This is a genomic window from Pseudactinotalea sp. Z1748, assembly GCF_049725185.1.
Lineage (GTDB): Bacteria > Actinomycetota > Actinomycetes > Actinomycetales > Beutenbergiaceae > CALKWS01.
On record NZ_JBMPQB010000005.1, the window covers coordinates 216,235 to 234,607 of the forward strand.

At 68.9% G+C, this 18,373-nt stretch carries 21 protein-coding genes and 1 tRNA gene; 15 read left to right on the forward strand and 7 right to left on the reverse strand.

Annotated elements, in window-relative coordinates:
• Window positions 1–8: 8 nt before the first annotated feature.
• Window positions 9–719: a DUF899 domain-containing protein gene (locus ACO0LU_RS12720; protein WP_424791721.1), complete on the reverse strand. Its 711-nt coding sequence runs from the start codon at window positions 717–719 to the stop codon at window positions 9–11.
• Entirely contained in the window at window positions 716–1,192 is a 477-nt protein-coding gene (locus ACO0LU_RS12725) for an SRPBCC domain-containing protein (RefSeq protein WP_424791722.1), read from the reverse strand. The genes ACO0LU_RS12720 and ACO0LU_RS12725 overlap by 4 nt, the downstream gene beginning before the upstream one ends.
• Before the next feature lie 16 nt (window positions 1,193–1,208).
• On the opposite strand from ACO0LU_RS12725, the gene ACO0LU_RS12730 reads away from it, so the two are divergent.
• Window positions 1,209–1,562: an ArsR/SmtB family transcription factor gene (locus ACO0LU_RS12730; protein ID WP_424791723.1), complete on the forward strand. Its 354-nt coding sequence runs from the start codon at window positions 1,209–1,211 to the stop codon at window positions 1,560–1,562.
• Between the two features lie 74 nt (window positions 1,563–1,636).
• On the opposite strand, the gene ACO0LU_RS12735 is transcribed toward ACO0LU_RS12730, so the two are convergent.
• On the reverse strand, window positions 1,637–3,322 hold the full coding sequence (locus tag ACO0LU_RS12735) for a sodium:solute symporter family protein (RefSeq protein WP_424791724.1): 1,686 nt from the start codon (window positions 3,320–3,322) through the stop codon (window positions 1,637–1,639).
• A complete protein-coding gene (locus ACO0LU_RS12740; protein WP_424791725.1) occupies window positions 3,319–3,648 on the reverse strand; it encodes a DUF4212 domain-containing protein in 330 nt (109 codons plus the stop codon). The genes ACO0LU_RS12735 and ACO0LU_RS12740 overlap by 4 nt, the downstream gene beginning before the upstream one ends.
• Window positions 3,649–3,908: 260 nt before the next feature.
• Here ACO0LU_RS12740 and ACO0LU_RS12745 point away from each other — a divergent pair, with 260 nt between their 5' ends.
• From ACO0LU_RS12745 to ACO0LU_RS12765, 5 genes are read left to right on the forward strand one after another with little or no spacing between them, the layout of a single operon-like run.
• Window positions 3,909–4,412, forward strand: coding sequence for a hypothetical protein (locus ACO0LU_RS12745; protein ID WP_424791726.1), 504 nt, complete (start codon window positions 3,909–3,911; stop codon window positions 4,410–4,412).
• On the forward strand, window positions 4,409–4,732 hold the full coding sequence (locus ACO0LU_RS12750; RefSeq protein ID WP_424791727.1) for a hypothetical protein: 324 nt from the start codon (window positions 4,409–4,411) through the stop codon (window positions 4,730–4,732). Before ACO0LU_RS12745 ends, ACO0LU_RS12750 begins: the two co-directional genes overlap by 4 nt.
• Window positions 4,729–6,390: a solute symporter family protein gene (locus ACO0LU_RS12755; protein WP_424791728.1), complete on the forward strand. Its 1,662-nt coding sequence runs from the start codon at window positions 4,729–4,731 to the stop codon at window positions 6,388–6,390. Before ACO0LU_RS12750 ends, ACO0LU_RS12755 begins: the two co-directional genes overlap by 4 nt.
• Window positions 6,390–7,727, forward strand: a complete 1,338-nt coding sequence (locus tag ACO0LU_RS12760) for a histidine kinase (RefSeq protein ID WP_424791729.1) — start codon at window positions 6,390–6,392, stop codon at window positions 7,725–7,727. Before ACO0LU_RS12755 ends, ACO0LU_RS12760 begins: the two co-directional genes overlap by 1 nt.
• 56 nt (window positions 7,728–7,783) lie before the next feature.
• On the forward strand, window positions 7,784–8,605 hold the full coding sequence (locus ACO0LU_RS12765; RefSeq protein ID WP_424791730.1) for a LytR/AlgR family response regulator transcription factor: 822 nt from the start codon (window positions 7,784–7,786) through the stop codon (window positions 8,603–8,605).
• On the opposite strand, the gene ACO0LU_RS12770 is transcribed toward ACO0LU_RS12765, so the two are convergent.
• A complete protein-coding gene (locus ACO0LU_RS12770) occupies window positions 8,602–9,087 on the reverse strand; it encodes a MerR family transcriptional regulator (protein WP_424791731.1) in 486 nt (161 codons plus the stop codon). The genes ACO0LU_RS12765 and ACO0LU_RS12770 overlap by 4 nt on opposite strands.
• A gap of 128 nt (window positions 9,088–9,215) precedes the next feature.
• On the opposite strand from ACO0LU_RS12770, the gene ACO0LU_RS12775 reads away from it, so the two are divergent.
• Both ACO0LU_RS12775 and ACO0LU_RS12780 read left to right on the forward strand, forming a co-directional pair.
• Window positions 9,216–9,977: an aldo/keto reductase gene (locus ACO0LU_RS12775; protein ID WP_424791732.1), complete on the forward strand. Its 762-nt coding sequence runs from the start codon at window positions 9,216–9,218 to the stop codon at window positions 9,975–9,977.
• A complete protein-coding gene (locus tag ACO0LU_RS12780) occupies window positions 9,898–10,614 on the forward strand; it encodes an SDR family NAD(P)-dependent oxidoreductase (RefSeq protein ID WP_424791852.1) in 717 nt (238 codons plus the stop codon). Before ACO0LU_RS12775 ends, ACO0LU_RS12780 begins: the two co-directional genes overlap by 80 nt.
• A gap of 524 nt (window positions 10,615–11,138) precedes the next feature.
• Here the strand turns inward: ACO0LU_RS12780 and ACO0LU_RS12785 are convergent.
• Together ACO0LU_RS12785 and orn are read right to left on the reverse strand one after the other, a co-directional pair.
• Window positions 11,139–11,214: transfer RNA gene (locus tag ACO0LU_RS12785), tRNA-His, on the reverse strand.
• A gap of 103 nt (window positions 11,215–11,317) precedes the next feature.
• Window positions 11,318–12,016 (reverse strand): oligoribonuclease, encoded by a 699-nt coding sequence (orn, locus tag ACO0LU_RS12790; RefSeq protein WP_424791733.1) that lies wholly within the window; start codon window positions 12,014–12,016, stop codon window positions 11,318–11,320.
• Window positions 12,017–12,217: 201 nt separating this feature from the next.
• On the opposite strand from orn, the gene ACO0LU_RS12795 reads away from it, so the two are divergent.
• From ACO0LU_RS12795 to ACO0LU_RS12825, 7 genes are read left to right on the forward strand one after another with little or no spacing between them, the layout of a single operon-like run.
• A complete protein-coding gene (locus ACO0LU_RS12795) occupies window positions 12,218–12,370 on the forward strand; it encodes a hypothetical protein (protein ID WP_424791734.1) in 153 nt (50 codons plus the stop codon).
• 27 nt (window positions 12,371–12,397) lie between these two features.
• Window positions 12,398–15,400 carry a DUF4040 family protein gene (locus ACO0LU_RS12800; RefSeq protein ID WP_424791735.1) on the forward strand — a complete coding sequence of 1,001 codons (3,003 nt, stop codon included), beginning with the start codon at window positions 12,398–12,400 and terminating at the stop codon, window positions 15,398–15,400.
• Entirely contained in the window at window positions 15,397–15,828 is a 432-nt protein-coding gene (locus ACO0LU_RS12805; protein ID WP_424791736.1) for a sodium:proton antiporter, read from the forward strand. The genes ACO0LU_RS12800 and ACO0LU_RS12805 overlap by 4 nt, the downstream gene beginning before the upstream one ends.
• Entirely contained in the window at window positions 15,825–17,387 is a 1,563-nt protein-coding gene (locus tag ACO0LU_RS12810) for a monovalent cation/H+ antiporter subunit D family protein (RefSeq protein WP_424791737.1), read from the forward strand. Before ACO0LU_RS12805 ends, ACO0LU_RS12810 begins: the two co-directional genes overlap by 4 nt.
• Window positions 17,384–17,743 (forward strand): Na+/H+ antiporter subunit E, encoded by a 360-nt coding sequence (locus ACO0LU_RS12815; RefSeq protein WP_424791738.1) that lies wholly within the window; start codon window positions 17,384–17,386, stop codon window positions 17,741–17,743. Before ACO0LU_RS12810 ends, ACO0LU_RS12815 begins: the two co-directional genes overlap by 4 nt.
• Window positions 17,740–17,997, forward strand: coding sequence for a monovalent cation/H+ antiporter complex subunit F (locus ACO0LU_RS12820; protein ID WP_424791739.1), 258 nt, complete (start codon window positions 17,740–17,742; stop codon window positions 17,995–17,997). The genes ACO0LU_RS12815 and ACO0LU_RS12820 overlap by 4 nt, the downstream gene beginning before the upstream one ends.
• Window positions 17,994–18,347 carry a cation:proton antiporter gene (locus tag ACO0LU_RS12825; protein ID WP_424791740.1) on the forward strand — a complete coding sequence of 118 codons (354 nt, stop codon included), beginning with the start codon at window positions 17,994–17,996 and terminating at the stop codon, window positions 18,345–18,347. Before ACO0LU_RS12820 ends, ACO0LU_RS12825 begins: the two co-directional genes overlap by 4 nt.
• Window positions 18,348–18,373: the final 26 nt, after the last annotated feature.

The window sequence follows — 18,373 nt, forward strand, 5'->3', positions numbered from 1 at the left end:
TCGCCGCCTCAATCACTCGGCCCGTGGCAACTGCCCTCAGGTGGTGCCTCCGCATAGGCATCGGCCAGGCGCATCCAGGAGTAGGTCGGATCCTGAGGGGTACCGGGTGGTGAGTTCTCCCATTCCTCCTGGCGGCCCAGGGGGGTCAGGTCGAGCAGGTCCAGGACCATCATGAACGGTTCCTCTCCACGCGCGTGGGTGGACCAGGAGTGGAACACCTGCGAGCCCCTACGCAGGAAGACGCTGATCGCCTGGTGCTCCTCGCCGTCGACCGTGGCGCCGAACTCGGTGTTGAAGGCGTCGCCGATCGTGGAGTACCACGGCAGGTCCCAGCCCATCCGGTCCCGGAAGGTGAGCAGCCGGGGGAGCGGGGCCCGGGAGGTCAGGACGAAGGAGGTGCGCCGGGCGTGCAGATGGGATAGCGGTCGGACGCGCTCGGCCATCATCGAGCACCCGTCGCAGCCCTGGGTCCAGTCCGGAGCGAACATGAAGTGCTGCACGATGAGCTGGTCGCGGCCCTGGAACAACTCGAGCAGGGTGACGCTGCCCTCGGGCCCTTCGAAGGCGTAGTCGGATCGCACCGGCACGATCGGCATCCGCCGGCGGGCGGCGCTGATCGCATCCTTCATCCGGGTCAGTGCCTTCTCCTGTTGCAGCAGCACGCCCCGGGCGTCCTCCCAGGTGGCGCGGTCCACCACCTGCGGGCCGGTGTGCCTCATCGGTAGAAGCCCTCGCGCAGGTTGATCCCGTGCTCCATCCATGCTTTGAGCGCATTGAGCATGCTGGTCCATCCCTCGCAATTGTCGAAGGCCGCCCGGGCGCCGGCCCGGGTGGGTTGCCAGGAGGACTCGGTGATGGTGACCAGGGTGCGCGTCCCGTCGTCGATCGATCCGAACTCGAACGTGGTCCGGCTGGTGCCGTCCTCGCCGGTCGTGGCCTCGCCGCTCCATTCGATCACGATGCGACGAGGTGGGTCGGCCTCGAGAACGCGGACGCCGAAGGCGCCGGGGAAGTCGGCGAAGTCCCACGTCACCTCCACTCCGGCTGAGAGTCGGCCCTGGGCGCCGCCGGTGGTGAAGTACCGGGAGAGCTGCTCCGGGTCCGCCACGGCTTCGTAGACCTGCTCGCGGGGGCGCCCGATCCGGCCGGAAACGGTGAAGGAGATCTCGGTCAGCGCACTATTGGTGGACATGTTGTAAGTTAACAACATGATTGACGGTGGCGGCAAGGGGCCTGATCCGGAACTCGACGACGACCGGGTCTTCAAGGCGCTCGCCTCCCCGGTTCGCCGGCGGATGCTCGATGCGCTCAGGGAGTCCTCGCACACCACCGGGTCGTTGTGCGCTGCCCTGCCGGAACTGGACCGCACCACGGTGTTGCAGCATCTGCGGGTGCTGGAGCGTGCCGAGTTGGTGACCGGGCGCAAGGTGGGCCGGGAGCGGCACCTGGCGCTGGCGCCGTTGCCGATCAAGCGCATTCACGACCGCTGGATCAGCGATTACACCCGCGCTGCTGTCTCGTTGCTGGCCGAACTCGACGCCGACGGGGCGGTGAAGGAGTGAACGCCGCCCTGAACCGATGAGCCGGCACGGCCCGCCCGATGGTCGACCGGTGCGGGCCGCGTGCAGCCCGACTCTCAGGCGTCGACCTTCTCGGCGTCGGTCCCCACCGTGGCAGAGGGGTAGCGGATGGACTCCACCATTTCCTGCACCTCCGGTGACGGGGGTCGCGTCAGCGATGAGACCACCGCTGTCACGACAAGGTTGACCACGGCACCGATTGCGCCGATGCCTTCCGGGGAGACCCCGAAGATGTGCTCGTTCGCGCCGAGACCGAAGACCTCCAGTGTGTAGAGCATGTACCCGCCGGTGAACAGCAGGCCGGTGAGCATGCCCGCGGCCGCGCCGGTGGCATTGGCCTTCTTCCAGAAGATGCCCAGGATGAGGATAGGGAAGAAGGTGGAGGCGGCCAGCCCGAAGGCGAAGGCCACCACCTGGGCCACGAACGCCGGCGGGTTCAGCCCGCCGAAGATCGCCACCACCACGGCTCCGACCATTGCGACCCGGCCGACGAGCATCTGCTTCTTCTCCGAGGCGCGCTCCTTGGAGATCATCCGGAAGTAGATGTCGTGGGAGGTGGCCGAGGAGATCACGAGGAGCAGTCCGGCAGCCGTCGACAGCGCAGCGGCCATACCACCGGCCGCCATCAGCCCGATGATCGGCGCGGGAAGCCCGGCGATCTCGGGGGATGCCAGGACCAGGATGTCGTTGGAGATGATCAGGTCCGCACCCGAGGCCGGTGAGTTCGAGATGGTCTGGATCACGCCGTCGCTGTTCAGCGTCACGTAGCCGGCATCCGCCCAGGGTGCGATCCAGTCCGGCAGACCCTCCGCCGTCGAACCCTGGGCATCCCGCAGCAGGTTCAACTTGGTGAAGGCACCGACCGCTGGGGCGGTCAGGTAGAGCAGCGAGATGAAGAACAGTGCCCAGAAGGCGGAGTAGCGCGCCCCGCGCACTGTCTTTGTGGTGTAGAAGCGGATGATCACGTGCGGCAGGCCGGCGGTCCCGAGCATCAGCGAGGCGACCACCAGGAAGACGTCGAGTTGGCCGCCGTCACGCCCGGCGAACGCCTCGGTGAAGCGATCCAGACCGAACTCCAACCGCAACGCATCCAACTCGGCCAGGATCGTGCCGTAGGAGATCTGCGGGATTGGGATGTTCGTCATCTGTTGGGCCACGGCCACGGCCGGGATCAGGTAGGCGGTGATGAGCACGACGTACTGCGCCACCTGGGTGTAGGTGATGCCCTTCATCCCGCCGAGCACGGCGTAGAAGAAGATGACCGCCGCGGCCACCACCACGGCCCATTGCGAACTCAGCCCGAGGAATCGGGCGAAGACGACCCCGCCACCGGTCATCTGGCCGACCACGTAGGTGAAGGAGATGACGATGGCGGCGACGGCCGCCACGAGGCGCACCGTGTTGTTGTACCGGTCGCCGACGAACTCCGGCACGGTGAACTTGCCCCACTTGCGCAGGTACGGGGCCAGCAGCATGGCCAGCAGAACATAGCCGCCGGTCCAGCCCATGAGGTAGACCGAGCCGTCCGATCCCAGGAAGGCGAGCATGCCGGCCATGCCGATGAAACTCGCGGCGGACATCCAGTCCGCGGCGACGGCAGCCCCGTTGGCGATTGTCGGCACGCCCCGGGAGGCGACGTAGAACTCCTTCGTCTCCTTCACCCGGGAGCGCCAGGCGATCGTGATGTAGATCCCGAAGGTCAGTAGCAGGAAGAAGGCGGTCCAGGCCTGCATGTCGTTCATAGCCGGTCACCGTTCCTGTTCCGCTCGGAGACGCCGAACTCATCGTCGATCCGGTCCATCCGCAAGGCGTAGATCCCGATGATGATCAGGAAGGTGATGATGGAACCCTGCTGGGCGAACCAGAGCCCGAGCGGGAAACCGGCGATGACGATGTTGTTCAGGGGCTCGATCAACAGGATGCCGAAGCCGAAAGAGACGGTGAACCAGATCGCCAGCAGCACGACCATCAGCCGCAGGTTCTTCTTCCAGTAGCGGCGCCGCCAGTCGTTCCCGTCGGCTGGTGGCGGCGCATCGCCACCGGGCTTGTCGCGTGTCACCTCGGACATGAGGCTCCCTTCATTGGTCCGCGAGGGCGTGGCCCCAACCAACTGCACGACGTGCCGGCACACAACGCAGACCCGGTGTCTATTTCGCCGACGGTGCCTGGGCGTGCCCGGGCGGTGGGGTGGGGCCGATCAGCGGTTCCCGGCCCTGTGGTCAGCCGCTCGTGAGCCCATGCCGACCACTCGTGGCGCCGGGGGCGCCGCCCGTGGGGCGAACGGCCACAACCCTCGCCGGTGATCGGCCGCACTCCTAGGATGGGTCCATGAGTACAACGGCGTCCCAGGACACCACACAACCCGGACTCGCCGGCGTCGCTGCCCGCATCCGCGCCGGCAAAGCCACTGGATGGGGGGTGTTCCACCCGGGTAGTTGGGGGATGGCCACCGGAGGCCTGATGCTCATCGTGGCGGCCTTCCTACCGTGGGTCTACGTGACGCTGACCCAGCAGATCACCGGGGAGTCCTTCGCGCTGCGCGGTACCGACGGCCCCGGTGTGGCGACCCTGGCACTGGGCTTCCTCGCCTTCGCCGGCGCCTTCGTGCCGAGACGCAGACTCGCGATCGGCCACGCCGCCGTACCGGGGGTGCTGGTGGCGATCATCGTGTTGCTGCAGGCCTGGAACATCGTGGCGGGCTCGATCCAGACCGCCTGGGGCTCCTTCCTGCCGGGCATGGGGGTGGTGCTCGCCGGGGGCGGGGCCGTCGTGCTCATCAAGGCCGCGTGGACGATGTGGCGGCACTGGAAGGAAGCGCCCCGCACGAGGTGAGCGGCGATCCCGAAGTCCAGGACACCCCTGCCGAGGTCGACGCCGCGTTCCGGACGCTGCGCCGGATCGCGGTGACCTATTTCGTGGTCTTCCTCGCGGTGCTCGGCGCTTTCCCGGTGCTGACGATGACGCTGGAGTGGTGGACCCGGTCCCGGCTGCTCGGAGGACTGAGCCCGGCGTTCCTGGTGGCCGCCGTCGGGCTTTACGTCGTGTTCGCCGTGATCGGGATCGCGGCCGCCACGCTGAGTTCCTCGGTCGAGTCCCGCATGCTCGGCGGGACCTCCTCCGAGAGCCATGACACCGACGCGGAGGAGGGTTGAGCCTGACGGCGGTCGTCACCCTGACGGCCGTGGTCGTGGTGGTGCTGGGCGTATCGGTGGCCACCCGGCCGCGCAACTCCTCCACCGTTGACTTCTACCTGGCCGGCCAACGGGTCGGTGTGGTGACCAACTCCTGGGCCATCTGCGGCGACTACCTGTCCGCCGCCTCGTTCCTCGGGGTCGCGGCTGCGGTGTATGCCTCCGGTCTCGACGGCGCCTGGTACGCCGTGGGGTTCGCGGCGGGCTTCGTGCCGGTGCTGCTGTTCGTGGCAGCGCCGTTGCGGCGGTTCGGGGAGTTCTCCCTGGCGGACTTCCTGGGCCGTCGGCTGCAGTCGCACCGGGTGCGACTCAGCGCGGTCGGCGTCGTCCAACTGGTCATCCTGTGTTACCTGATCCCGCAGTCGCTGGGAAGCGGAATCACCTGGGAACTGCTCGTAGGCCACGGGATCCTCGGTCTGTCGCCCTACGTCACCGGGGTGTTGCTATCCACCGCGGTGATCGCCGTCGTCGTCGCCTTCGGAGGGATGCGCGGCACCACGTGGAACCAGGCCGTGCAGTTCCTGCTGCTCTTCGCAGCCCTGTTGTGGCTGGCGGTGACGGTCAGCGTGGACGGGTTCCATTACGGCAACGCGGACCCACTGAACTTCTCCCACGCGGCAGGGGCGGGCGTCGCCGATTCCGAGGTGGGCCTGCGTGGCGGGCGTGTGGGGCAGGTGGCGCTGGTGGTCACCCTGGCGATGGGTACCGCGGGCCTGCCGCACGTGATGAACCGGTACTTCACCTCACCCACCGGTCGTGCGGCGCGCACCACCACGCTGTGGGTCCTGGTGCTGGTCGGAGCTTTCTACGCGATGGCCGTGCTGCTGGGTACCGCTGCCCGCGACATCATTCCCTCCGCGGCCACCGAACACGCCTGGTTGGCCGACCTCACCGTGGAGGGGGTGCTGCGGGTGCCCGAGCACGCCCTGCCGGTACTGGGACGCCTCTATGGTGGGCAGTCCGGGCTCGGCTTCGTTGCCGCAGCCGCGCTGATCGCGGCGATGTCCACGGTGGCCGGGTTGCTGCTGGCCTCGGCGGCGACGTGGGGCCACGACGTCTACGAGCGCTACATCAACCCGCGCGCGACCCAGAAGCAGGCCGTGCGGGCCGGACGTCTCACCACGTTGCTGGGCGCAGGACTGGCCGCAGGGTTGGCCATCGCGCTGCGTACCGACGGTTTCGCCCCGTCCTCGCCCTCGCTCGTGGCCACCATGGTGACCTGGGCGTTCGCGATCGCCGGTTCCGCGCTCACCCCGGTGGTGGTGCTGTCGATCTGGTGGCGCGGTATCACCGCCGCCGCTGCCACTGCTGGGATGGTCACCGGTGGTGGCCTGGCGGTCACGATGGTGCTGTCCGCGGAGTTCATGGACCCCTCGGCGTTGCGGGATCTGATGTCCGCGCCCACGCTGGTGGCCGCCCCGGTAGCCATCGCGGTGACGGTGCTGGTCTCGCTGCGCACGCCCCGGCCGGAGGGAACCGATGCCGCCTGGCTGACCATGCACGGCACGGCCGCGGACCGGCAGGCCGAGCGCCTGGCGAGCATGATGGTGGGCCGGGGGCGGGAGCGGATGGGTGTGCGCGGGCGTGTTGGTCGGCGTCACCGGGGAGGGGAGAGCTGATGCGGGGGAGCGTGACCCTGGCCGCCGTGGTGGTGGGCATCTGGTCGTTGCTGTACGTCGTCACCCAGTTGGTGGTGGATCCCCCGCTGACGGTGCTGCCCACGGTCGGTGCCGGTGTCGCGATCACGGTGGCCGTGGTGCTGGGCTACCCCTCGGTGCTGCGCGGACCGCGGGACCGTGGCCGGGTACTCGGGGGTGGGCGCCAGGGCGATCCCGAGCGCGGGTTCCGGGACCTGGCCGCGGCCGGGCGGTCCCTGCCGCTGCGTGCCGGACTCACCCAGGATGCCGCGCGGCGCACCTGCGAACTGCTGCGCCCGATGCTCTCCGGAGATGCGGTCTCCATCACCGACACCGAGGACATCCTGGCTTACGTGGGTCCTGGCCAGGACCACCATGTGGCCGGTGCCGCCATGCAGACCTCCGCGGCGCCGCGCACGGTGCGCCAGGGCCGTACCCAGCTGGTGCGGGACCGTGCCGGGGTGGGCTGCCGCAAACCGGACTGTGAGGTGGTCTCCGCCGTCATCGCCCCGCTACGGATCGGCCAGCGCGTGGTGGGCACCCTGGGGGTGTACCAGGCGCGTGCGGATATCCCGCCCAAGGGCCTGGTGGAGGACATGGCCAACATGCTCTCCCTGCACCTGGAACTGGCCGAACTGGACCGGGAGCGCCGCCTGGCCACCGATGCGCGCCTGGACGCGCTGCGCGCCCAGATCAACCCGCACTTCCTGTTCAACATCCTGAACACGATCGCCTCCAAGGCACGCACCCGCCCGGAGGAGGCACGCGAACTCGTGCTACGGCTGAGCGAGTTCTTCCGGTACGCGGTGCGCCAGGAAGGCCACTTCGCCGAGTTCGCCCAGGAGTACTTCTTCGTGCGCACGTACCTGTCCCTGGAGCAGGCGCGCTTCGGTGAGCGCCTGGATGTGCGCTACGACATCGACCCGCAGGTGCTTACCTCGCGGGTGCCGGTGCTGACCATCCAGCCGCTGGTGGAGAACGCGGTCAAGCACGGCATCGCCGGTAAGAAGGAGGGCGGCACCGTCAGGCTGCGGGCCCGGGTCGATCCGTTGACCCGCACCGTGTCGATCCGGGTGAGCGACAACGGCGAGGGCATCGACCCCGGGGTGCTCGCCACCCTGACCGAGCAGCGCAACCAGCGAGTGGAGGATCTCGCCTCCCCGGCCGATCCGGACACGCTGCCCGGGGCCCACGCCGGCGTGGGTCTGCGCAACATCTCCGAGCGCCTGCACGCCCTCTTCGGCGACCGGTACGACCTGCAGATCTCCACACCCAGGTCTGGGGGGACAGTGGTGGACCTGACCGTCCCGATGCGGTAGCCATGGGCACTTCGGTCGACCGTACGCCGGCCCGGCCCAGCCCTATGCTGGGTCGGATGCAGCCCCGCGCCCTGATCGTCGATGACGAAGCCCCGGCCCGGGAAGAGTTGCGCTACCTCCTGCAGGAGATCGGCGAGGTGATCGAGGGGTCCCCGGTTCAGGTGGTGGGGGAGGCCACCAACGGGGAGGAAGCGCTGGTGCTGTTGCGGTCCCTGGAGTACGACCTGGTGCTGTTGGACATCCGGATGCCCGGGCTGACCGGCCTGGAGGTCGCCGCTGCCCTGGGCGAGATGGAGCACCGCCCGCAGGTTATCTTCACCACCGCCTACCCCGATCACGCCGTCGACGCCTTCGACCTGGCCGCCGCGGACTACCTGGTTAAACCCTTCGACGCCGACCGGCTGCGGCGAGCGGTGGAGCGGGCGTTGTCGGTGACACCGGAGCGCAACGGGAACGACGACGGCGCAGCGGCCTCTCCGCAGCGGCACCGGGAGGGGGTGGCCGCCCGGGCGCCGAGCCGGGAGGGACCGCCACCCGTGACGCCGGACCTGGTGCGGATCCCGGTGCAGAAGGACGGTCGTACGGTGCTGGTGAGTGGGGATGCGATCGTCTACGCCGCCGCATCCCGCGGGTACTCCTCGCTCAAGTTGGTCGAGGAGAGCGTGCTTGTGTCCTTCTCCCTCAATGAACTGGAGCGTCGGCTGCAGGGGCACTTCCTGCGGGTGCACCGGTCCTACCTGGTGAATCTTCGCTATGTGCGCGAACTGGTACCGGACTTCCGGGGGAGCCTGGTGCTGTTGATGAGCGATCGCCAGCGCAGCCGGGTGGAGGTCTCGCGCCGACAAGCACGCGAGTTGCGCCAGCGATTGGGGATCTAGGATCCTCCGGTACCGGTACGGTCCCGGGCCCGCAGGTCATCGAGTGGTGGCAGCAGATCCGTCACGGCGGGCCACTGGGCAGGTGGCTCCGGGATCTCCCGGCCCTGCTCCGCGGCGGTGTAGGCGGAGACCTTCCAGTCGATCACGCCGAGGTCGCCCTGAAGTTGGGAGATCTGGTCCACCACTCGCGCGCGGTGGGCGCGGAGGATCTCGATGCGCCCGGCCCGGTCGGTGTCAGTTCGTACCAGGGAGACGAAGTCCCGTACCTGGCTGACCGGCATCCCGGTGCGACGCAGGCGGATCACCACATCCAACAGCCCCAGGGCGGCGGCGTCGAAGGCACGGTGGCCCCCTGCGGTGCGGGGTAGGTCGCCGAGCAGACCGCTGCGATCGTAGAAGCGCAACGTCTCCACCGGTATCCCGGTGCGCTGGGCCACCTCGCCGATCGACTCCCGCTCCAGGGGGGCGTGCATCTCGCTCATGCACTCATCGTGCTACCTGAAGTGCACTCCAGGTCAAGGTCTCCTCGAGCGGGGTTCGGACCGGTTCACGATGGATCGCAAAAAGATGCTTGACCTTGAGTGCGCTCCAGATTGCACAGTTATCCGCCATGGACACCACGACGATGAACTCTCCACTGGTATTCGGCGCGATGCTTTTGGGTACCCGAATCGATCAGGAGCGGTCCTTTGCACTGCTGGATCGTTTCGTGGAGCGCGGCGGACAATGGGTCGATACCGCGAACTGCTACACGTTCTGGCTCAGCGGCGCCGGTGCCGGCGGGGCCAGTGAGGAGATGCTGGGCAGTTGGCTGAGCGCGCACCCGGGCCTGCGGGACCAGATCCGCCTGTCCACGAAGGTGGGCGCCGAACCGCTGTGGCCCGGTTCGTGGCCGCAGCAGCGTGAAGGCCTCTCCCGGCGCGCGATCCTGCAGGGGTTGGAGACGAGCCTGCAGCGGCTGGGGGTGGCGGAGGTGGACATGTTCTGGCTTCACCAGGAGGACCGCAGCACCCCGATGGCAGAGACTGTCGAGGCTCTCGGCGAGCTGACCTCGACCGGGAAGGTGAGGCGGGTGGGTGCCTCAAACCATCCGGCCTGGCGGGTGGAGCAGGCCCGTGGCCTCGCCCGTGCCGGCGGCACTGATGCCTCGCAGGAGGTTCAGTACTGCCAGCCGGGACGGTCGGGAATAATGGGCCGGGCACGAGCAGCAAGGGGAGAGCGCGATGACAGTGTCAGGCCTGAGGGGAAAGGTTGCGCTGGTCCACGGTGCAGCTGGATCGGTGGGAAGCGCAGTGGCCCGGGCCTTCGCTGCCTCCGGTGCGTCCGTCCACCTCACCGGGCGCACCGCAGCGAAGGTAGCCGCGGTTGCTGAATCCATCGCAGCCACCGGCGGACGAGCGCGCGCTCATGGCTTGGACGTCACGGATTCGGGTGCGGTTGAACGACTTACCCGAGACGTGCTCGCTGCCCACGGTCGGATCGATGTGCTCTACAACGCGGTGACGTACCAGGAGGCGCAGGGAACGCCGCTGCACGCTCTCGACGTCGGCGCCCTCGAGCGCACCCTGGTCACGCTCGCCAGGGCACACATGAACACGGTGCGCTGCGTCGTCCCGACCATGATCGACCGTGGATCCGGAGTGATCCAGACCACGGTGGGGCACGGGCCGCCATTCCCCCTGATGGGCTCGACGGCGATCGCGTGGCACACAGTGGAGGGCCTGTACCGCCAGTTCGCCGTCGAACTGGGGGAGTTCGGCATCCGCGTGCAATGGTTCCGCACGGGCGGATTCCGGGAGTCCATCCTGCAGGCGCGCGATTACGGCAGTAGTTACACCGGCGAAGCCGAGGCCTCCAAGGTGCTCACCGAACTCGAGCGCGGGACCATGCTGGGCCGTCTCCCGTCGGTCGAGGAGGCGGGTGCCTTCGCGGTCTTCGCGGCCGGCGAGTCCGGCGCGTCTCTCACCTCGGCGGCGATCAACCTGACCGCGGGGGCGGTCTCGGACTGAGGATGGCGAACGGCGTCGCCGGGTTGTGACGCCGTCATGCGCCGCTGGCCTCAGGCCCTCCCTGATCAATGTGGTGGCCGACGCGGGGGGCTGGATGGTGCGTAATGCTCGCGGGCGAACGCTGAGACGCAGCGAGCCCCGGCGCCGAAACGCTGGGGCTCGCATTGGGGTGACCGAGAAGCACGTCATCCGTGTGCAGACCTTGCGGAAGCGACTCCAGAAGGCCGGCATCAACACGCATGCCCGGGTCCGACTGCTGAGTTCAGCTCAAGTGGAAACTGCTCGAAGCGCCATCGCCGACGGCGCCGGCCTTCGCGCGGATGAATGTCTCGCACACCACGCTGCTGCGCAACCTGAAGCAGGGGCAGAGTTGAACGGATCACCATTGCGCACTACTTGCGGACGCTCAAACCCCATCCCAAGCGCGCGGGATCACCATCGCGCACCACCAAGAGAAATCATCCCTGAACAGGTGCTTCAGGGAAACACTTTGCCCCCGGCTCGGAAGCCGGGGGCAAAGTTGCTGGGGTGAGTGACGGGACTTGAACCCGCGACATCCGCGACCACAACGCGGCGCTCTACCAGCTGAGCTACACCCACCAAGGTGCCGAGGATCACCCGGCGCCGACCAGTGTACCCAACCGCAATCGATGAACGCCCCCGCCAAGGCGCTACCGCAGCGTTGGCTTCATCACCCTCCGGTTCACTCGCCAGCGGGGGATACCGGCTCCCGCACACCGGCTCGCGGGCTCAGGCCGGTCAGCCCGGTCAGGGTGGAGGACTCCGTGACGGCCTTGGCCGCTGCCTTGGCGGCGACGGAGTCCGGTCCGGGGTGGTCCGGGAAGAGGATGGCGCGGTAGTAGCGCAACTCGTCGATGCTCTCGGCGATGTCGGCCAGGGCGCGGTGGCCACCATCCTTGGCCGGGGCGTTGAAGTAAGCACGGGGGTACCAACGCCGGGCGAGTTCCTTGATCGAGGACACGTCGATGATCCGGTAGTGCAGGTGCGCGGTCAGTTCTGGCATGTCCCGATCGAGGAATACCTTGTCCGTGCCCACCGAGTTCCCGGCCAGCGGTGCCTTGCGAGTCTCGGGTACGAAGGTGCGCACGTATTCCAGCACCTGTTCCTGGGCCTGGGCCAGTGTGAGGCCCTCGTTGAGCAGGTCCAGCAGCCCCGACTCGGTGTGCATCTGCACCACCACCTCGGGCATGTTCTCCAAGGCCTTGGGCGGGGGTTTGATCACCAGGTCCAGGCCCACGTCCAATGCGGTCAACTCCGAGTCGGTGACGATCACCGCGATCTCCACCAGCGCGTCGTTGACCGGATCAAGACCGGTCATCTCGCAATCGATCCACACGATCGGATCCTTGACCACCGTCGGGGTGTCCTTGCGTTCACTCACGCCGGCCACCCTATCGTCGCGCCCTGTCACAAGCACCGCGGCACCGATGGCCTCTCTCCGAATACCTCCGCGCCCGCAGCGGTGGGGTGCACGCCGTCGTCGTCCATCCCATCGGCGAACCGGTCCCCGGCACGTAGCCCGGCGGCGGCACCAGGGCGGGGGTTCGCTCAGCCACCCCGCCGCGGCAGCTATCATCGAACGATGCGCTCCGTGACCACCCCTGCCGGAACGGGTTTCAACCCGGTGCATCGGACGCTCCCGCCGGGGGTGGGCACCAACGGTCAGGTCTGCACCTGGGGCGCCCAACTCGCAGGAGCCGCACCACCCGAGTGGTGGACATTGAGCCGCGGCTAGGAGCGCCCAACCGGGCCCGAAGGCCGCTTGCGAACCCACAACGAACCGAGTGAGGTCCTGGTGTTGGTGACGATCCTGGCCGGCGCGGCCCTGCTGGCGCTGGTGGCGCCGTTCGCCGGCCGCGCCCTGGGCGCGGGCGCCGGCTGGCTGCTGGGCGCCGGGCTGGCCGGACTGAGCGCGGCGGTCGCGGCACTGGCCCCCCAGGTGTTCGGTGGGTCGCCGGTGGTGCAGACCGTGCCCTGGATGCCCACCCTGGATGTGCACCTGATGCTGCGCCTTGACGGGCTCTCGCTGGTATTCGCGCTGCTGGTGCTGGGGATCGGCGCGATCGTGCTTGCCTACAGCGCTCGCTACCTGGGTAGGGGGCCCCATGCCGGCTTCTACGGTTGGATGAGCGCCTTCGCCGCCGCGATGCTGGCGCTGGTGCTGGCCGACGACGTAGTCGTGATGTTCGTGGCGTGGGAGATCACCACCCTGTGTTCGTTCTTCCTGATCGCACGCTCCGGCCCGAGCGCACGCGAGCCCGCCATCCGCACCTTGCTGGTGACCGTGGCCGGCGGCTTGTCCCTGCTGGCCGCGGTGGTGGTGATGGTCGTGGCCACCGGCACCACGAGGCTCAGCGCGATCCTCGCCGATGGGATCTGGGCCGAGCATGGCGTCCTGACCACCACGGTGTTGGTGCTGGTGGTGCTGGCGGCGTTCACCAAGTCCGCCCAGTTCCCCTTCCACGCATGGTTGCCCGATGCGATGGCCGCAATCACCCCGGTCAGCGCGTACCTACACGCCGCCGCGATGGTCAAGGCGGGGATCTACCTGCTGTTGCGCTTCTCCGCCGCCTTCGCCCAGGTGCCCATCTGGAACGTGCTGCTGATCAGCGCGGGACTGACCACCGCCGTGCTGGGGGCGGTGGTGGCGTTGCGCCAGCACGATCTGAAGGAACTGGCCGCCTACTCCACGGTGAGCCAACTGGGTCTGCTGGTGGCCGTGATCGGGGTGGGCACGCGGGAGGCGATGGTGGCCGGTGTCGTGCACACCGTTGCCCACGCACTGTTCAAGGGGTCGCTGTTCATGCTGATCGGTGTGGTGGACCGCCAGGCCGGCAGCCGGGACCTGCGCCGCATCGGCGGGGTAGTGCGCGCGATGCCGCTCACCGCGGTCGCGTTGGTGGCCACGGTGGCCTCGATGGCCGGCATCCCGCCGCTGCTGGGATTCGTCTCCAAGGAGAACCTGTACGAGGCGTTCCTCAGCGTCGAGGGACCCTGGGGCCCGGTGTTGGCCGGGGTGGCCGTGGTGGCCTCGGTGTTCACGGTGGCCTACTCCGGACGGATCCTGTGGGGGCTGCTGGCTCGGCCGGCCTCCCCGGCCTCACGCTCCGACTCGGTGGCGGCCGCTGCGAATGATGCAGCCGCGCCGGCCGGTTCCGCCGGGGGCGCCGAGCCACGTTCTGAGAGGAAGCCGCGTGAGGCCGCGGTGCCGTTCTGGCTGATGGCCGCCCTGCCCGGCCTGGCCGGGTTGGTGCTGGGTGTGGCCCCGTTCCTGCTGGACACCCTGGTCGCTACCGCCGCCGGGGCTGCCGCGGGTACCGGTATCGAGGTGGACCTGGCCCTGTGGCACGGGCTGAACGTGGCGCTGGTCCTCTCGGCGATCGCGGTCGGATTCGGTGCCGTGGCGATCCGGGCCCGAGGGCGTATCGACGTGATCATGCGGGCCCGCAGTTTCCCGTTCTCGGCGCTGGGCGTGGTGGACGCCACCCGGCGGGGCATCATCAGCCTGGGGGTGCGTGCCGGTGCCCCGACGGCTTCCAACGCCCCGGCCCGGCACCTGGCCGTCCCGATGGTGATGATCGTGCTGATCGCGGTGGTGGGCCTGGCCCGGTTCGCCGGGTTGCCGCAGGTGGTCGGCGTCCGCAGCCAGCCGCTGGACTGGCTGCTGGTCATCCTGATCCTGGGCGGTGTGGTTGGTGCGGTGCTGGCCCCCACCCGGGTGGGGGCGATCGTGGTCACCGGTGTGGTGGGGTTCTCTACCACGCTGTGGTACTACGTCCTGGGCGCGGCCGATGTGGCGCTGACCCAGTTGCTGGTGGAGATCCTGACCGTGCTGGTGATGGTGCTCGTGCTGCGCCGCCTGCCGGAACGGTTCCGGCCGGCATCCAGCAGGCGCCGCGTCGGTGCGGGCGCCCTGGCGCTGGCGGCCGGGGCGGCCACCACGGTGGGGGTGCTGGCCCTGACCGGACGCCGCCCGCTGTCCCCGGCCGGGGAGTTCTACCTCGGGCAAGGAGAGGACCTCTCCGGGGGGCAGAACGTGGTGAACACGATCCTGGTGGACTTCCGCGCCCTGGATACCCTGGGCGAACTCACGGTGCTCGGTGTGGCCGGGGTGACGGTGGCCGCGATCCTGGCCGCCCGGGACCCGCTAGCAACCCAGCGGTCGGACCCACCGTTGCGCCACGGCGGCGGTCTGGCCGACTCAGCCCACAACACCATCTTCATCCGCACCCTGCAGAAGTGGGTCGGTCCCGCCGTCGTCGTGTTGTCGGTGCTGTTCCTGGTCCGGGGGCACAACCTGCCCGGTGGCGGGTTCATCTCCGCCCTGATCGGCGGGGCGGGGTTCGGGCTGAGCTACCTTGCTGCCCCGCGGGACAAGCAGTTCCGCCTGCCATCGATGGCGCTGATTGGCTCCGGCGTGCTGGTCGGGACCGGGATCGGGCTGGTGGGCCTGGCCGACGGCTCCTTCCTGCGGCCGCTGCACGCCTACCTCTTCGACGTGCACCTGACCACCGCGCTGGTCTTCGACGTCGGTGTCTATCTCGCCGTCATCGGCGTGGTGCTCGCCTCGATCAACCTGCTCGGCTCCGAGAGCCCGCCCACCAGAGCGTCCGAGCCCACTACCGGGCCGCAGGACCCGCCCCGCGGAGCCGCTATGGAACCCGGGTCCGCGGTAGCCACCGGGAGCGCGCGCTCCGGCCGCCCGGAGGCAGGGAACGGTGGCGAACCCGCACCTGTCGCCGCCGGGGAGGTGGATCGGTCATGACGTTGGCCCTGACTGCCGGCCTGCTGATCGCCGGAGCGGTGTACCTGATCCTGCAACGGGAGATGTTCCGGGTGATCCTCGGCTTCATCCTGTTCTCCCACGGGGCGAACCTGATCCTGTTCGCCGCCGGTGGCACCAGCCAGCGTGCCGAACCCATCGGCGGGGACCTGGACCCGGCGACCGTGGCCGACCCACTCCCGCAGGCGTTCGTCCTCACCGCGATCGTGATCGCCTTCTCCATCACCATCGTGATGCTGATGCTGGCCGTAGCCGGACGCCGGGCGGACGACACCCACGACTCCATCCCCGATGATGCCGACGACGACGGCAGTGCCGAGGATGCCGACGACGGGGACACCGGGCGCGCCGGGGCCGACGCGGGGGCTGACCCCGGCGGCGCACCCGCCCAGGGGGTGCAGCCGCGATGATGACGACGCTACTGACGCTCTTCGTTGCGGTACCACTGCTCGCCGGAGGCATCCTCATCGCACTGCCGCACCGCGTGCGGCTGCACCAGGTGACCCTGCTGGTGAGCCTGGCGGGATTGACCGGCTTCGCGGTCGCGGTCGTGGCCGCTACCTCCGGCGGCGCCGTGCTCGCCCACGGGGTCGCCGGCTGGCCGTTCGGCATCTCGATCCCGTTCGTGGCCGATGCGTTCTCAGCGCTGATGCTGACCGTCACCGGGCTGTTGGCATTGGTCTGCTCCTGGTTCGCGCTGCTCACCCAGGTGGGACGCTCGAAGTTCCTTGCCCCCATGGTGCTGGTGCTGGTGGCCGGGGTGAACGGTGCGCTACTGACCGGGGACCTGTTCAACCTGTTCGTGTTCATCGAGGTCATGCTGCTGCCCTCCTACGCCCTGTTCGTGCTGGCGGCGCCGGGGCGCGGGGGGCTGCGCCAGATCTCCGGGGCCCGGCTGTATGTGACGGTCAACCTGCTCACCTCCACCGTGTTGCTGGCCGCGGTCGCACTGATCTACGGGGTGGCCGGGACGGTCACGATGGCCGAACTGGCCGGCCTGGCCGCCGAGAACGGGACCGTGGCGATCGGGGCGACCGTGGCCCTGCTCGCCCTGTCGATCAAGGCGGCGGTGGTGCCGGTGCACGGGTGGCTGGCCCGGGCCTACCCCGCCACGCCGCCGGCGATCAACGCCCTGTTCTCCGGACTGCACACCAAGGTGGCGATCTATGCGATCTACCGGATCTACGCGGTCCTGTTCGACGGCGACGAGCGCTATCTGTGGGTCGGGGTGGTGGCCTTCACCCTAACCATGGTCATCGGGGTGATGGGCGCGGTGGGGGAGACCCGGGGCCGCACCGTGCTGGCGTTCCACATGGTCAGCCAGATCGGCTACATCCTCATGGGCGTGGCCCTGTTCGGACCGCTCGGGCTGACCGCGGGCATCTTCTACCTGCTGCACCACATGATCGTGAAGGCCTCACTGTTCCTGTCCGTCGGTGCGGTGGAGGCGACCTACGGCACCGACCGTCTCGGGCAGGTCGGTGGGGTGGCCAGGCGCGACCCAGTGCTCGCGGTGGCGTTCTTCATCGCGGCGCTGTCCCTGGCCGGACTGCCCCCGTTCTCCGGATTCGTGGCCAAGTACAGCCTTATCCTGGCCTCCATCGATGCCGGGCAGGTGGCCGCGGCCGTTGCGATGGTCGTGGTCAGCCTGGTCACGTTGCTGTCGATGCTGAAGATCTGGTCGGGCATGTTCTGGGGCAAGGCCGACGACGACGGGCCTGCCCGGGTGGGCGCTGCACCTGGCCCTGAGGTGCCTGAGCCGGCCACCGCCGGTGGTGGGACGGCGACGAAGACGCGTTCCGCCGTCGTCGGTCGTGTCGGGCTGCGCCTGACGCTGCCCGCACTCGCGTTGGCTGCGGTGACCTCGGCACTCGGTGTGGGTGGGGAGGCGCTGCTGTCGTTGGCGGAGGTGGCCGCGGGCAACCTGTCCGACACCTCCGCCTATGTGGAGGCGGTGCGGGACTCATGAGTTGGTTGACCTGGCCGGTGCGCGTCGTGGTGTTCTTGTTCTGGTTCGCGTGGGCGGTGATCACCGCCAACCTGGCGGTGGTGCGCGACGTGGTCACCCCCGGGCAGGGCTCCACCCCCGGCGTGGTGGAGTTGCGTACCCGTTGCGGGTCGAACCTGGAGGTCACCCTGCTCGGGGTGATCATCACCCTGACTCCGGGCACGCTGACGATGGGAACGCACATCGCCGGTGACGGCACCCGCATGCTGTACGTGCACGGGATGTACAACACCTCGGCCGAGGATCTTGCCGGGGACCTTGAGCACATGGAGTCCTGGTTGTTGTGGGCGATGCGGCGCAAGGGGATGGGTACATGATCGGGCTGGATGTGGCCATCGTGGTCCTGGTGGCGGTGGCGCTGGCCGCCACGATCAGGATGCTGCAGGGACCGAGCAACGCCGACCGGGCGGTGGCGGCGGACCTGCTGATGTTCTCCGTGCTGGGCCTGATCGCCCTGATCGGGGTGCGCTCGGGCTCGATCGCCACCTTCGACCTGCTGCTGATCGCCTCGCTCGTCGGCTTTCTCTCGGCGCTGTCCCTGGCCCGTGCCCTGACCCGGGGGAGGCGATGACCGTGTGGGAGGTTATCGGGCAGGTGCTCATCCTGGCCGGCACCGTGCTGTTCGCGGTGGCCGGTATCGGAATGTTCCGGTTCTTCGACGTCTACACCAGGATCTCGGCGGTCGGCACCGCCGCGGGGCTTGGCGTGGCGCTGGTCGTGGTCGGGGCCCTGTGTCTGCAGCCAGGGCTGTCCAACACGGTGAAGGTGGCCGCGATCGTGGTCTTCCAACTCACCACCTCGGCGGTGGCCACCTCGGCGATCGCAAGGGCCGCCTACCTGTCCCGGGCACCCCTGCGGCGGCTCAGTTTCGACCAGTTGACGCCCACCGAACCGGACACCCCGGCGGGCGAGGAGGACTGATCGCCCCCTCACAGGGCAATCGGGCC

What these genes read in the sequence shown, in the direction of transcription:
- ACO0LU_RS12825 (WP_424791740.1), top strand. Translation starts at nt 17,994, where the DNA reads ATGACCGTGTGGGAGGTTATCGGGCAGGTGCTCATCCTGGCCGGCACC.
- ACO0LU_RS12770 (WP_424791731.1), bottom strand. Translation starts at nt 9,087, where the DNA reads ATGAGCGAGATGCACGCCCCCCTGGAGCGGGAGTCGATCGGCGAGGTG.
- ACO0LU_RS12810 (WP_424791737.1), top strand. Translation starts at nt 15,825, where the DNA reads ATGATGACGACGCTACTGACGCTCTTCGTTGCGGTACCACTGCTCGCC.
- ACO0LU_RS12740 (WP_424791725.1), bottom strand. Translation starts at nt 3,648, where the DNA reads ATGTCCGAGGTGACACGCGACAAGCCCGGTGGCGATGCGCCGCCACCA.
- ACO0LU_RS12720 (WP_424791721.1), bottom strand. Translation starts at nt 719, where the DNA reads ATGAGGCACACCGGCCCGCAGGTGGTGGACCGCGCCACCTGGGAGGAC.
- ACO0LU_RS12805 (WP_424791736.1), top strand. Translation starts at nt 15,397, where the DNA reads ATGACGTTGGCCCTGACTGCCGGCCTGCTGATCGCCGGAGCGGTGTAC.
- ACO0LU_RS12815 (WP_424791738.1), top strand. Translation starts at nt 17,384, where the DNA reads ATGAGTTGGTTGACCTGGCCGGTGCGCGTCGTGGTGTTCTTGTTCTGG.
- ACO0LU_RS12745 (WP_424791726.1), top strand. Translation starts at nt 3,909, where the DNA reads ATGAGTACAACGGCGTCCCAGGACACCACACAACCCGGACTCGCCGGC.
- ACO0LU_RS12760 (WP_424791729.1), top strand. Translation starts at nt 6,390, where the DNA reads ATGCGGGGGAGCGTGACCCTGGCCGCCGTGGTGGTGGGCATCTGGTCG.
- ACO0LU_RS12775 (WP_424791732.1), top strand. Translation starts at nt 9,216, where the DNA reads ATGGACACCACGACGATGAACTCTCCACTGGTATTCGGCGCGATGCTT.
- ACO0LU_RS12730 (WP_424791723.1), top strand. Translation starts at nt 1,209, where the DNA reads ATGATTGACGGTGGCGGCAAGGGGCCTGATCCGGAACTCGACGACGAC.
- ACO0LU_RS12820 (WP_424791739.1), top strand. Translation starts at nt 17,740, where the DNA reads ATGATCGGGCTGGATGTGGCCATCGTGGTCCTGGTGGCGGTGGCGCTG.
- ACO0LU_RS12735 (WP_424791724.1), bottom strand. Translation starts at nt 3,322, where the DNA reads ATGAACGACATGCAGGCCTGGACCGCCTTCTTCCTGCTACTGACCTTC.
- ACO0LU_RS12725 (WP_424791722.1), bottom strand. Translation starts at nt 1,192, where the DNA reads ATGTCCACCAATAGTGCGCTGACCGAGATCTCCTTCACCGTTTCCGGC.
- ACO0LU_RS12765 (WP_424791730.1), top strand. Translation starts at nt 7,784, where the DNA reads ATGCAGCCCCGCGCCCTGATCGTCGATGACGAAGCCCCGGCCCGGGAA.
- ACO0LU_RS12795 (WP_424791734.1), top strand. Translation starts at nt 12,218, where the DNA reads ATGCGCTCCGTGACCACCCCTGCCGGAACGGGTTTCAACCCGGTGCAT.